Consider the following 12,339-nt stretch of genomic DNA (forward strand, 5'->3'; position numbering starts at 1 on the left):
TGTTTACTTCGAGTCGCAATCGCCCGCGCGCCGGGCAGCCAGGGGATCGGGTGAACCATTGAAATTCGCTTCTTTCGTTGATCACTCCGGTGCCGGCTATGGACTCGTCGAAGGTGAAACGGTCCTGCGCCTGGATTCCGTTCCTGGCGCGCCGCCGGATCTCAAAGCCTATCTCGGCTGCCGGTTTCCCGACCTCGCGCCCAGTCAGCGCGATCTCGAAGCCCTGCAGCTCGCCGAAGTCAGCCTGCTCCCTCCGATACCCAACCCGGGCAAGATCTTCTGTGTCGCCACCAACTTCCACGAGGATGGCAAGCCAGCACCGCAGTTCCCGCTGCTGTTCATGCGCCACGCGGAAGCACAGATCGGCCACGGAGGCGCGATTTTGAAGCCGGCGGCTTCCGAAAAGCTGGATTTCGAGGGCGAGCTGGCGGTGATCATTGGCCGCCGCGCGCACAAGATCGCGCCCGCAGAAGCGATGGCGTACGTCGCCGGCTATGCATGCTTCAACGAAGGGAGCGTGCGCGACTGGCAGAAACACTCGAGCCAGTTCACGCCTGGGAAGAACTTCTACCACAGCGGCGCGTTCGGGCCATGGATGGTCTGTACGCGCGAAATCCCGGACCCGACGCGGCTGCTTCTGGAGAGCAGGATCAACGGCGTGACCAAGCAGTCGATCGCGATCGACCGCATGATCTTCGACATCCCCTGGCTGATCTCCTACATCTCGACTTTCGCTCCGCTCGACCCTGGCGACGTCATCGTTTCGGGCACGCCATCCGGCTTCGGCGCTAGCCGCAACCCACCGGAATTCCTTTTCCCTGGCGACGAGGTCGAGATCGAGATCCAGGGAATTGGAACGCTGCGAAACACGGTGGTCTCCGACAATTACTCCAAGATTTCGTAATAATTTCTTTTTTTCGAAAATTTCTTGCCGTCAGGCTGAGTTTGATCTAAGGAGGTCGCCAGGGCCATGCTGCGACCGCGAGAGGAGAATAGTGATGCATCTGGTGTTTGGGGTCGGTCACATAAAGCTGAATGTCCGCGACGTCGGGGCTGTGATCCATGACTCGACCGAGATTCTCGGGCTGCGCGTCACCAGGCAGGCGGCGGGCGAGACATGGCTGAGTTCGAACGGCCGCAAGGCCGAACTCGTGCTTCTCGAATCCGAAGAGAATTCCTGCCACACGATCGGGCTCGAAGCCCTGACCGCCGAGGCTGTCGCGGAAGCCGCCTCGCGCGTGGACGGTGCCGGCTGCCGGATCCTCTCGCGCGAACCCAGCCTGGCCTGCTGCGATGCCGGCGTGACCTTCGCAACGCCCGATGGACTACGCTTCGAGGTTCACACCCCGGCACGCGACGACATGTACAATCCACGTTATCCGACCAACGGCATCAAGCCGCGTCGGCTCGACCACATCAATCTCATCACGCCCGACCCGGTCGTCACCAGGCGGCAGCTCTCCGAAATCTGCGGCATGCAGCTCACCGAGCGCATGGTCAACGAAGCGCTGAGCTGGATGCATGGCGGCAACCGCCAGCATCACATTCTGGGTCTGGCGAAGGGCCCGGTCGGGCTTCACCACTACTCCTTCGAATTCAGCCACTTCAGCGACTACTGCCGGCTCGGCGACATTCTCGACGGGTTCGACCGCCAGCTCCTGTGGGGGCCGGGCCGCCATCGTCCGGGCGACAACACCTACGCATACTACCTGGATGCCAGCGGAGCGATGGTCGAGTGCTCCGGCGCCATGCACACGGTGGCCGACGATGCCCATTTCGTGCCGAACGTCATCACCAACCTGGAGCGGCCAGGAAACGTCCGCCAGATGAATGTTTGGGGCTCTCCCGCCCCCCTGGAATGGCGCGAGCATCATTTTCCATTCGCCAGGATCGACTGATCAGGAAGGCGCGGCGGCCGGCCGCGCTTCGGCAGACCGTACAAGGAATCAGGCGAAGCGGCTCGACCGGGTGCGGCGCTGCTTCCGATAGGAGATTGCCATGCAGGAAAAACTGACGTTCGAATCCGACGGCCTGAAACTGTCGGCGATTCTGCACATTCCAGACAGCCACCGTCCGGGACAGAAGCTGCCGGCGTTCATCGTCTGTCACGGCTTCGTCGGTTCCAAGGACGAGTCGCACGCCCAGATCCAGGCGGAGATGATGGAAGCGTTCGGCTATGCCGCGCTGCGCTTCGACTTCCGCTGCTGCGGCGAGAGCGAGGGCGAGCGCGCCCAGGTGCGCTGCTTCGATCAGGTCGCTGACGCGAAGAACGCGTTGACCTTCCTCGCCAGGCGACCCGAGATCGACCCGAAGCGAATTGGCATCACCGGCCACAGCTTCGGCGCCGCGGTTTCGGTCTATACAGCCGGGGTCGACGAGCGGTTTGCCTGCGTCATCTCCTCATGCGGCTGGGGTCACGGCGAGCGGAAGTTCCGCGGCCAGCACCCCACGCCGGAGGCGTGGGAGCGTTTCATGGGTCTCCTCGAGAAAGGACGCGAGCACAAGCGCGCGACCGGCGAGAGCATGTGGATCTCGCGCTTCGACGCCGTGCCGATCCCGGAGAAATTGCGCAAGAACCTGTCGCCCAAGGCGATCATGGAAATCCCGACCGAGACGGCATGGAGCATGATGAACTTCAGGGCGGATGACGTGGTGGCCAACATCGCGCCGCGACCAGCCCTGTTCTTCCACACCGCCGACGACATCATCACGCCGACCGAGCAATCCATCCGCCTGTTCGAGAAGGCCGGGCAGCCGGCCGAGCTGATGTTGATCACCGGCACCGCCCATTTCCCGCTCGCCCCGGAGGACGCGCCCCGCACCAGGATGATGATCAAGGGCTGGCTCGACAAATTCTTCCCGGCAACGCCGGTCCCTTGAGGTCAGCACAGCCAGGAGACATTCGGCATGCCCGTCGCCCAAGAAACCGAACTGACCGTTTTTGCCACTGCGCTCCTGCATGCTGCCGGCTATACGCCGGACGAGGCGGCACAGACCGCGCGGCTGCTGGTGTGGGCCAATCTGCGCGGCGCGGATTCGCACGGCGTTCTCAGGATCCCGCGCTACATCGAGATGATCAGGACCGCGGTCGTCCGCGCCGGTCAACAGCCGACGCTGATCCGGGAATTCGGAGCGACATGCGTCTTCGACTACGGAAAGGCGCCGGGCGCGGTCGCCATGATGCACGCGGCCGGCAAGGCCGGCGACCTGGCAGAAAAGTTCGGCATCGGCTGGTGCGGCGCCCGCGCCATTTCGCATGCTGGCGCAATCGGTTACTTCACGACCCAACTGGCCGGCCGCGGCCTCATCGGCATCGCCATGACCGCGTCGAGGCCGCTCATGAGCTACTTCGGCGCAAAGGGCGAGGCCCTGTCGACGAACCCCCTGTCGATCGCCGTTCCGCGGCCTGGTGACGCCGATCCGATCGTGCTCGACATGTCCACGGCCGCCGTCGCGCTCGGCAAGATCATGGCGGCAAAGGATTCCGGCAACCCGATCCCCAAGGGCTGGGCCATCGACGCCAACGGCGTCGAAACGCAGGACCCGCATGCTGTGGCAGCCATACTGCCCATGGCCGGCCCGAAGGGATCCGGCCTGTCGTTGATGATCGAAGTTCTGTCGAGCGTGCTGGTGGGCAACGCCATCATCGCGCCGTTCTTGCGCGGCGAGAAGAAGGGCGGTTTCAATGGCCTCATGCTTGCCATCAATCCGGCGGCCTTCGGCGACACATCGTCCTTTCTCGCCTCGATGGAAAGCCTCGCCGGCGCGATCCATGCGCTCGATCCGGCAGCCGGCTCCGATGGCGTGAAACTACCCGGCGAACGCGGCTTTCAGACCGGGCGGGAGCGCATGGCCAACGGCATCCCGCTGGCGAGCGGCACCGCCAGGAACCTCGCCGATGCAGCCGTTCAGCTGGGGCTCGCGGTGCCGGCTTTCCTGCATTGATGCCGCGCGACAGCGCCCACTGGGTCGCCTGAGCCGGCCGAGATCAAACGGGAGTTCCACGAGATGACGCAAGATGAGGCGGACGTCGTGGTGGTCGGGCTCGGCCCGGTCGGCATCGCCTTGTGCAATCTTCTTGCCGCAGCCGGAGTCGGGGTGGAAGGCATCGATGCCGCTGACGACGTTTACGCACTGCCTCGCGCGATCGGCATGGACCACGAGGTGATGCGGATCTTCCAGAACATCGGCGCGGCCGACCAAGTCGCCGCGGCGACGGGCCAGTATCGTGCGTCGGAATACAGGTCCGCCGACGGGGTCTTGTTGCGTCGGTTCGAGTCCCCTGCCCAGCCCTACCCGCTTGCATGGCCGCCCTATCTGACCTTCCTTCAGCCGGAGCTTGAAAAGGCTCTGCGCGCCAATGGCAAGAGGTTCCCCAACCTGACATTGCGCACGGCAACGGAGCTTGTCGGCCTTGAGAACCCCGATAGACCTGTCCTGACTTTGCACGACAAGGTGAGCGGCAAACGCACCAAACGCACCCCGCACTATGTCGTCGGGTGCGACGGCGCAGCCAGCTTCATCCGGCGCAGGCTCGACGTCGCGCTGGAGGACCTCGACTTCGACGAACCCTGGCTCGTGGTGGACATGATACTGGAGGACGGGCACGTGCCGTTGCCGGAGACCAACGTCCAGTTCTGCGATCCCGCGCGCCCGCACACATATGTTTACGGGCCCGATCGGCTGCGACGTTGGGAGTTCATGATCCTGCCCGGGGAAAATCCGGTGGAGATCAACCGCCCGGAACGGATCTGGCAGTTGCTTTCACCTTGGCTTCGGCCGGACCAGGCCAGGATTTGGCGCTCGGCGACCTACAACTTCCACGCTCTTGTTGCGGAGCAGTGGCGGGTGGGCAGCGTGTTTCTTGCTGGCGATGCCTGCCACATGACGCCACCGTTTCTCGCGCAGGGAATGGTGCAGGGCATCAAGGATGCAGCCAATCTTGCATGGAAGCTGGCCTATGTGATGGGCGGCGGATCAGAGCACCTCCTCAACACCTACGAGACCGAGCGCCGGCCGTTCATACGCGAAGTCATCGAGATCACGAAGCGGCTGGGAAAAGTCATCTGCGAGTTGGATCCCGGCAAGGCCCGCGCCCGCGATGCCGAGATGGTAGCGGCCATGCAAGCGGGCCAGGGTATCCAGGTCCGGCAGAACCTCTTTCCGCCCATCCGTCATGGACTTGTCTCCGGTGGCGTTGACGGGTCGTCGACAGCCGGAGCCGGCGAGCCCTGTCCACAGCCGTGGGTCGTCGGCCCTTTCGGCCGGGTGCGGCTCGACGAAGCTTTGCCGCCCGGGTTCCAGCTTCTCATTACCGGCGACATGGACGTCTCACTCAACCTTTTGGAGAAGTCGCGTGAGGCTGGCGTTGCCGTGCATCGCGTGGCGCAGGATAGGTCCTATCCTGCGCTGTTGGTGGAAGAAGACCGCGTGCTGGCCGACTGGTTGACGTCGAAGGGTGCACGCGCCGTCCTGGTGCGGCCCGACCATGTGGTTTTCGGTACGGCCTCGGACGCAGGGGAGGCCGAGCAGATCGTCCGTCAATTGCAGACGATGCTGGCAGCAACCGGCCAATGACGGTTCAGGCGTCGTGTGCGCCGGGACGACCTCGGGTGCGAATAAGGATCGGCCAGTGCGCCGCGGAAGCTGCGCGCGCTTACACGCGGGCGGCCGGCTGCTTCATGTGCCTGTAGAGATGGGCCTCGTGCATCGAGGTGAGCGTGGCCCTCACCATTTCGCCCGGCGAATCGTCCTTCATGAAGCTGGAGAGGCCGCCGTAAATGAGTTCGAGAACGACGCCGCCCACATAGAGCGGTTCGATATCGGAACCGCCGTGGGGGAAGAGCTTGCCGGACAGCAATTTGCCCAGACCCACCCACTGGTCCTTGAACAGGCGCAGATGCCGCTCTTCCAGTGTGTTGTCCCGGCGGGCGATCCGCAGCAGGTCGATGGCAAGCGTTCCCCACCGCTTGTCCTTCGCCCGCTGGTTGGCCCAGTCGCACATCGCGTCGATGATCTCTTTTGGGTCATCGTAACCGTCGAGCAGGCCGGTGAGCTCGACCACGTCGCCGCCGGCATGACGCTCGAGCAGTTGAAGGAATATCTCTTCCTTTGTGGCGAAGTTCGAATAGAAGGCGCCCTTCGAATATCCGGCCTCTTCCGCGATGCGTTCGATGGTCGCGCCGGAGTAGCCGTCGCGCGCCACGACCTCGCTCGCCGACAGCAAAAGCTTCTCGCGGGTCAGAGCCTGGCTCTGTTCGCGTGTCAGTCGTGCCATCTTCTGTCCTTCCAACCCACTATCTGGATACCTTTGGTATCCGAATCGGCCGAAGGTTAGAGGGCCGAAACAATACAGGCAAGCGCCCAGAAAATCGGGTATTCGGGACCCATCAGCTGCCAGCGCCAACGCGGGCCATTGATACGCACCACCGCATAGGCCGCCCCCAGCAAGACAACCACGGCGCATGCTGCGGCCCAGCGTGGATGGATGTTGAACACCATTCCGACGGCGGCAAGAAACTCCAGCGCAATCGTCAGCACGATGACGGGCTTTCCAGGCTTCAGTCCAGCGGCCTCGAACGTCTTGGTGGCCTTTTCAAAGTTCCTGATCTTTCCGATGAGATGCGGAAGGAACCAGACCCCGCACAGAATGCGCAGCAGGTCGATTGGCGTTAGCATGAACTCCGGCACTGATCCCTCCGTGTAGGACGCTGAAAGGCTTTCGGTGCCCTTCATCCGTCCTTGTTCCCTGGATGGCGCGACGTTCTCTCTTTCAGCTCGAGACAGTTCCGCGCGGCGAAAGCGTTCGTCGTCGGGGCAACCGGCACGGCGTACGACCAGATCTCCCGCAGATACGTCGTCAGTGGAAATCGGCTCTTGCGTCAACCAATCCAGATACTGTACGGTATCCGCAGTCCAATGGGAATGTCAATGAGGCATCTCCCCAAACCGACATATTGGGAGGAACAGACGATGACGATCATGATGCGGGCGGCACGGCTGCATGCCGTGAACGAGCCGATGCGTGTCGAGGACGTGGCAAAGCCGGTGGCATCCGGCACCGATGTGGTCGTCGAGGTCAAGGCCTGCGGGATGGTCCCCAACCTCGCGAACGTATTGAACAACTGGGAAACCTGGTACCCACACCAGCCACTGCCGACGAAGCCGGCCATCTTCGGCCTCGATCCCGCGGGTATCGTGCATCAGGTCGGCGACCAGGTCGTGGCGATCAAGCCAGGCGACCGCGTGTACGTCAATCCGCTACGTTCCTGTGGTGCATGCCATGCCTGCGTCAGCGGCCATCAGGCGAAGTGCGAGTACTTCACCTTCAACGGCTATTTCGGCTTCAACAGGAACAGCCTCGAGATCTACAAGCGCTATCCGGAAGGCGGCTTCGCCCAGTTCATTCGCGCGCCCCAGAATGCGATCGTCAAGATCCCCGACAACATGACCTTTCCACAGGCTGCCCGCATGGGTTACCTCGGTACCTCCTATTCCGCGATCAGGAAGTTTGGCACACCGACCGGCAAGTCGCTGATCATCAATGGCGCGACAGGCACGCTGGGCGTCGGCGCGACTCTCTTCGCGCTCGCCATGGGCGTCTCGACGATCTACGCGGTGGCCCGCGGCAAGCCCCTGCTCGAGCGGCTGAAGCAGCTTGCCCCAAACCGGATCCAGACCTTCTCCAACCAGGACGGCAAGGTCGCCGACTGGGTCCGCTCACAGACCGGCGGTCTTGGCGCCGACTTCATGCTCGACTGCCTCGGCGCCGTCGCCGACGTCAATGCCATGAAGGACGCCATGATGGGCGTCAGGCGCGGCGGCCGCATCGTCAACATTGGCGGCACCGGCAGCGACATGCTGTTCAACACCAAGTGGTGGATGGACAATTCGATGGAGCTGATCGGCTCGGCCTGGCTGACCACGGCCGAGGGCATGGAGATCGCCGAGATGGTCCGCTCCGGCACGATCGACCTCTCGGTGCTGGAGGCCAGGACGTATCCGCTCGAGCGGATCAACGAAGCCATCAACGGCGTCGCTTCCGGCGACGGCGGCTTCACCAACTACGTGCTCGAACCGTAGGCGCGTGGCATTCGGCATCGGCGGACTCCGGCGTCCGCCGCTTGCCGGATCACGTCGCGAAGAGAATCGAAATGATCATTGACTGCCACGGCCACTACACGAGCGAACCGCAGGACCATCATGCCTTTCGCAAGGCGCAGGTCGAGTTCATCGAAGGGACGCGCCAAGCAAGGCCTGCATACCCCGACATTGCCGACGACGTGCTGAGGGCAACGATCGAGCAGAACCAACTGCGCCTGCAGCGCGAGCGAGGCTCGGACCTGACCATCCTGTCACCGCGGGCTTCGGGCATGGGCCACCATATCGGCAGCGCCGAGAACAATGCCGAATGGTCGCGCATCTCCAACGATTTGATCGCACGCATCGTCGACATGTTCCCAGCCAACTTCGCCGGCGTATGCCAACTGCCGCAATCGATGAGCGGCGAACTGAAGCCGGTCCTTGCCGAGCTTGAGCGCTGCGTCGTCGAACTCGGCTTCGTCGGCTGCAACCTCAACCCCGATCCGTCTGGCGGCTTCTGGTCGGCGCCGCCGATCCACGACCGCTACTGGTATCCGCTCTTCGAAAAGCTGGTCGAGTTGCAGGTGCCGGCCATGATCCATGTCTCCGGCTCCTGCAGCGCATGCCTGCATACGACCGGCGCGCACTACATCAACGCGGACACCGCCGTGTTCATGCAGCTGATCCAGGGCGACCTGTTCAGTGCGTTTCCCGACCTCAAACTGATCATTCCGCACGGCGGCGGCGCCGCGCCCTATCACTGGGGACGCTATCGAGGCCTGGCGATGATGCTGGACAGGCCTGCACTGAGCGAGCACCTGATGCGCAACGTCTTCTTCGACAGCTGCGTCTATCATCAGGCAGGCATCGACACGCTGTTCCGCGTCGTTGGTCCGGCCAACATCCTGTTCGGATCCGAATTGCTCGGAGCGGTCAAGGCCATCGACCCCGAGACCGGCTTCGACTTCGACGACACGCGGCGCTACATCGACGCGCTTTTGCTTGGCGACGCCGAGCGGCGGGCCGTGTTCGAAGGCAATGCCCGAAAAGTGTATCCGAGGCTTGATACGCGGCTGAAGGCGCAAGGGCGCTAGGCCACCCAATGAGCACCGTTCGGGCGCGGGCCAGACGCCACGCCTCGTCTTTCCAGGAGAACACTATGGCCAGAGTCGTCACGAAGACCGAGCGCACGCCGATCGAGACCTGCGAGGCTCTTGGCCAGCTTGGCGTGGCAACGGTTCACGAAGCGCAGGGACGGACCGGCCTGCTCGCCACGCGCCTGCGGCCGATCTATGATGGCGCCAGGGTTGGCGGCAACGCGCTGACTTGCGAAGTCGCGCCGGGCGACAACTGGATGATCCATGTCGCGCTGGAACAGGCGCGGCCAGGAGACATCCTGGTGGTCACCCCGACCTCGCCCTGCGAGGACGGCTATTTCGGCGATCTGCTGGCCGAGTCGGCCAAGGCGCAAGGCATCAGGGGCCTGATCATCGACGCAGGCGTGCGCGACGTCTCGACGCTGCGCTCCATGGCATTTCCGGTCTGGTCGAAGGCAATCAGTGCGCAGGGGACCGTCAAGGAGACGCTCGGCAACGTCCAGGTGCCGATCGTCTGCGCCGGGGCTCACATCCGGCCCGGCGACGTAATCGTGGCCGATGACGACGGCGTGTGCGTGGTGCCGCGCGAAACCGCTGCAAAGGTCCTCGAAATCGCCCGCAAGCGCGAGGCGATGGAAGAAGAAAAGCGAGGTCTTTACGCTGCGGGCAAACTAAGTCTCGATGTCAACGACATGCGCGAGCGCCTGCGGCGCAAAGGCCTCGTCTACGAATAGGCAACCGCATTGCCGGTTCAGCGGCCCCGGGAATAACTTGATCCCAGCGGGCGCGCTCGACCCCGCCACCACAAGGCTGTTTCAGGACGCCGGAGGCCCCGCGCATTGCTGTGCAAGGCCACGGCTCGCGGCTGCCCGAGAATGACCAATCGAACGGCGCAAGCGCAGTTGGAATGGCATCGCAAACCCATGCAAACTGCCCAACATGCGCCCGGCGAATTGCCAAACTCAGCTTAGGCGTGCGGCTTGGCGATGAACCCGCTGAGTTCGGCGCATCGGGAGGTCACATTTCCACCGGATGGGCGCTGGGCTGGTGCTTGGTGAAGCGCGGCAGCAGCCCGGTGCACAGCACCAGCACCAGGATGATCGCAAGCTGGATACCAATGACGGTGCCGAAGGCCTGCGCAATGCCCCTCGGCTCCACCGCCAGATAGAGCGTGCCAAGCGTTGCGACCCCGAGTGCCAGACCGGACTGCTGCAGCGTGATGAGAACGCCGCTGCCAACGCCCGCCAGGTGAGCCGGAACATCGGCGAGCACGGCGCGGAACAATCCTGAAAACAGCATCGATTGTCCGGCGCCGATCAAGACCAGCGGCGGGGCCAGTTCGATCAGGCTCACATCCGGCCAGCCGGACACGGTGATGGCGACCAGCAAGGCCAGCCCCAGCGCCTGCGTGATGCCGCCCGCGGCAAGTGCGCCGCGGCCAAACCGGTTGATCATGTGCGGACTGACCACCGAGCCGATGAAGAACATGACCGCCATCGGCAGGATGGCGAGGCCGCTTTCGAGCGGGTTGGCGCCGAGCCCGTTCTGGACGGTGAGCGCGAAGACGAACATGAAGGCGCCGAAGCCGACGCTGAACAGCGTGATCATGGCCAGCCCCCGCGACATCGAGGGCAGCTTGAGCAGCGATGGCGGCAGCAAAGGCACCTCGCCGCGCGCCTCGGCAGCCCGTTCGACGATCACGGTGGCGATGGCCAGCACCAAAGCGGCGGCCAGCATCGCCCGGGTCCATGCCGGCCAGCCGAGCGAATGGCCTTCGGTCAGCGGCAACAGGAGGGTGGTCAGCGTCGCGGCAAACAGCACGGTGCCGGGCAGGTCGATGCCGGTGGGGTGCGGCGAGCGGTTGGCCGGCACGACAGCCCGGGAGGCGAAGAAGACGATGATGCCGAGCGGGATGTTGACGAGAAAGATCGGCCGCCACGACGTGCCGAACAGATTGGCGCTGACCAACAATCCGCCGGCGAGCTGACCGACAACTGCGGCGATGCCCGAAGTCGCGCCGTAGAGCGCGATGGCCCGGGTCTTGCGCTCGCCTTCCAGGGTCGCCTGGAAGGTCGCCAGCACCTGCGGCACCAGCATCGCCGCCGTTGCGCCCTGGACCAGGCGGGCTGCGATCAGCGCATCGATGGTCGGCGCCAGACCGCACGCAAGCGACGCCAGGATGAAGCCTGCCAGCCCGACCAGAAACAGCGTGTGGCGGCCGAACCGATCGCCAAGCCTGCCGCCCAGGACGAGCATGGCGGCATAGGCCACACCATAGACGGAAACCACCAGCTCAAGTGCGGCCGGTGTGGCATTGAGCGAGGCGGCGATCGTCGGCAGCGCCACGTTGACGATGAAGAAGTCGGCGACCGGCAGGAAGGCGCCGGCGAGCAATACATAGACGCCGACCCCGTGCAGCCCGCCGGCGCGCGCCATGGAACGGGGAGAGTGCCAGGCGGGGTTTGGCGAATGGGTCATTCGAATCTCCAGGTTATTATTTACGCATAGCTATATAGTAATAATCATTCTGGACATATACACATCTGACTGGACGCTGTAAACTCCGCAATATGAAAACCGACCGTGATTCATCCGCACGCAAATCTCCACCCACGGCTATTCGATGGGCGGATCTGGCCGACCTGATCCTCATCATTGCCCGCGAGATCCAGTTCCGTGGCTACCGGGATGAGCGGGTATTCCTGCTCACGCAGTCGGAGGGCATGGTCATGCGCCACCTTGTTGCGCACGCCTCGGCCACGCCCAGCCACATCGCGGCGGCGACCGGCCTGCAGCGCACCAACGTCTCCACGGTCTTGCGCGACCTCGAGGGCAAAGGGCTGATCGAGCGGCATGTCGATCCGGAGGATCGCCGGGGCGTCAGCGTCCACCGCACGCGGCGCGGCGCCGACAACTACGCCCTGGTGCGCAAGGAATGGGGCGATGCCGTCTCTGCCGCTGCAAGCGGCGACACCAGCAAGCTCGACGATGCGCTTGCACTTCTCAGGTCCATTGAAGCCGGCCTCACCTCGACGCGGCCGAAAGGCGGCGACGATCCGGTGCGTCCCGCCCGCCGCCAGAACATCTCCCCCACACTCCGGGACTGAACACCTAGTCAAAAGGGCCGTCGCACTTCGACCGGGATCCACAAAGGCGCGTT

12 protein-coding genes are annotated in these 12,339 nt (G+C 63.9%); 9 read left to right on the top strand and 3 right to left on the bottom strand.

The window, feature by feature from the left end; all coding sequences use genetic code 11:
• Window positions 1-58: 58 nt before the first annotated feature.
• The 5 genes from ACFSOZ_RS25275 (at window position 59) to ACFSOZ_RS25295 (ending at window position 5,577) form a co-directional block, all read left to right on the top strand.
• A complete protein-coding gene (locus tag ACFSOZ_RS25275; RefSeq protein WP_379102336.1) occupies window positions 59-904 on the top strand; it encodes a fumarylacetoacetate hydrolase family protein in 846 nt (281 codons plus the stop codon).
• Window positions 905-998: 94 nt separating this feature from the next.
• Complete coding sequence (locus ACFSOZ_RS25280; protein ID WP_379102338.1) at window positions 999-1,898, top strand: VOC family protein; 900 nt, start codon at window positions 999-1,001, stop codon at window positions 1,896-1,898.
• Between the two features lie 100 nt (window positions 1,899-1,998).
• Entirely contained in the window at window positions 1,999-2,880 is an 882-nt protein-coding gene (locus ACFSOZ_RS25285; RefSeq protein WP_379102340.1) for an alpha/beta hydrolase, read from the top strand.
• A gap of 27 nt (window positions 2,881-2,907) precedes the next feature.
• The gene (locus ACFSOZ_RS25290; protein ID WP_379102342.1) at window positions 2,908-3,945 is read left to right on the top strand and encodes an Ldh family oxidoreductase; all 1,038 of its coding nucleotides are present in this window, start codon (window positions 2,908-2,910) and stop codon (window positions 3,943-3,945) included.
• Window positions 3,946-4,008: 63 nt separating this feature from the next.
• Window positions 4,009-5,577 carry a bifunctional 3-(3-hydroxy-phenyl)propionate/3-hydroxycinnamic acid hydroxylase gene (locus ACFSOZ_RS25295; RefSeq protein WP_379102344.1) on the top strand — a complete coding sequence of 523 codons (1,569 nt, stop codon included), beginning with the start codon at window positions 4,009-4,011 and terminating at the stop codon, window positions 5,575-5,577.
• A 79-nt stretch (window positions 5,578-5,656) separates the two neighbouring features.
• Here ACFSOZ_RS25295 and ACFSOZ_RS25300 read toward each other — a convergent pair whose 3' ends face one another.
• Together ACFSOZ_RS25300 and ACFSOZ_RS25305 are read right to left on the bottom strand one after the other, a co-directional pair.
• Window positions 5,657-6,277 (bottom strand): TetR/AcrR family transcriptional regulator, encoded by a 621-nt coding sequence (locus ACFSOZ_RS25300; protein ID WP_379102345.1) that lies wholly within the window; start codon window positions 6,275-6,277, stop codon window positions 5,657-5,659.
• Between the two features lie 56 nt (window positions 6,278-6,333).
• Window positions 6,334-6,735, bottom strand: a complete 402-nt coding sequence (locus ACFSOZ_RS25305) for a DoxX family protein (protein ID WP_379102347.1) — start codon at window positions 6,733-6,735, stop codon at window positions 6,334-6,336.
• Between the two features lie 237 nt (window positions 6,736-6,972).
• Here ACFSOZ_RS25305 and ACFSOZ_RS25310 point away from each other — a divergent pair, with 237 nt between their 5' ends.
• The 3 genes from ACFSOZ_RS25310 (at window position 6,973) to ACFSOZ_RS25320 (ending at window position 9,913) form a co-directional block, all read left to right on the top strand.
• A complete protein-coding gene (locus tag ACFSOZ_RS25310; protein ID WP_379102350.1) occupies window positions 6,973-8,082 on the top strand; it encodes an alcohol dehydrogenase catalytic domain-containing protein in 1,110 nt (369 codons plus the stop codon).
• A gap of 71 nt (window positions 8,083-8,153) precedes the next feature.
• Complete coding sequence (locus tag ACFSOZ_RS25315) at window positions 8,154-9,176, top strand: amidohydrolase family protein (RefSeq protein WP_379102352.1); 1,023 nt, start codon at window positions 8,154-8,156, stop codon at window positions 9,174-9,176.
• 65 nt (window positions 9,177-9,241) lie between these two features.
• Window positions 9,242-9,913: a 4-carboxy-4-hydroxy-2-oxoadipate aldolase/oxaloacetate decarboxylase gene (locus tag ACFSOZ_RS25320; RefSeq protein WP_379102354.1), complete on the top strand. Its 672-nt coding sequence runs from the start codon at window positions 9,242-9,244 to the stop codon at window positions 9,911-9,913.
• Between the two features lie 283 nt (window positions 9,914-10,196).
• On the opposite strand, the gene ACFSOZ_RS25325 is transcribed toward ACFSOZ_RS25320, so the two are convergent.
• Complete coding sequence (locus ACFSOZ_RS25325; RefSeq protein WP_379102356.1) at window positions 10,197-11,657, bottom strand: MFS transporter; 1,461 nt, start codon at window positions 11,655-11,657, stop codon at window positions 10,197-10,199.
• Between the two features lie 92 nt (window positions 11,658-11,749).
• Here ACFSOZ_RS25325 and ACFSOZ_RS25330 point away from each other — a divergent pair, with 92 nt between their 5' ends.
• Window positions 11,750-12,286, top strand: coding sequence for a MarR family winged helix-turn-helix transcriptional regulator (locus ACFSOZ_RS25330; protein ID WP_379102358.1), 537 nt, complete (start codon window positions 11,750-11,752; stop codon window positions 12,284-12,286).
• The last annotated feature ends 53 nt before the right edge of the window (window positions 12,287-12,339 follow it).

The organism is Mesorhizobium newzealandense, assembly GCF_042682145.1.
Lineage (GTDB): Bacteria > Pseudomonadota > Alphaproteobacteria > Rhizobiales > Rhizobiaceae > Mesorhizobium > Mesorhizobium newzealandense.

Bases quoted from the DNA above. Each gene is read 5' to 3' on its own strand.
- ACFSOZ_RS25280 (WP_379102338.1), top strand. From the start codon at position 999: ATGCATCTGGTGTTTGGGGTCGGTCACATAAAGCTGAATGTCCGCGAC.
- ACFSOZ_RS25285 (WP_379102340.1), top strand. From the start codon at position 1,999: ATGCAGGAAAAACTGACGTTCGAATCCGACGGCCTGAAACTGTCGGCG.
- ACFSOZ_RS25290 (WP_379102342.1), top strand. From the start codon at position 2,908: ATGCCCGTCGCCCAAGAAACCGAACTGACCGTTTTTGCCACTGCGCTC.
- ACFSOZ_RS25295 (WP_379102344.1), top strand. From the start codon at position 4,009: ATGACGCAAGATGAGGCGGACGTCGTGGTGGTCGGGCTCGGCCCGGTC.
- ACFSOZ_RS25300 (WP_379102345.1), bottom strand. From the start codon at position 6,277: ATGGCACGACTGACACGCGAACAGAGCCAGGCTCTGACCCGCGAGAAG.
- ACFSOZ_RS25305 (WP_379102347.1), bottom strand. From the start codon at position 6,735: ATGAAGGGCACCGAAAGCCTTTCAGCGTCCTACACGGAGGGATCAGTG.
- ACFSOZ_RS25310 (WP_379102350.1), top strand. From the start codon at position 6,973: ATGACGATCATGATGCGGGCGGCACGGCTGCATGCCGTGAACGAGCCG.
- ACFSOZ_RS25315 (WP_379102352.1), top strand. From the start codon at position 8,154: ATGATCATTGACTGCCACGGCCACTACACGAGCGAACCGCAGGACCAT.
- ACFSOZ_RS25320 (WP_379102354.1), top strand. From the start codon at position 9,242: ATGGCCAGAGTCGTCACGAAGACCGAGCGCACGCCGATCGAGACCTGC.
- ACFSOZ_RS25325 (WP_379102356.1), bottom strand. From the start codon at position 11,657: ATGACCCATTCGCCAAACCCCGCCTGGCACTCTCCCCGTTCCATGGCG.
- ACFSOZ_RS25330 (WP_379102358.1), top strand. From the start codon at position 11,750: ATGAAAACCGACCGTGATTCATCCGCACGCAAATCTCCACCCACGGCT.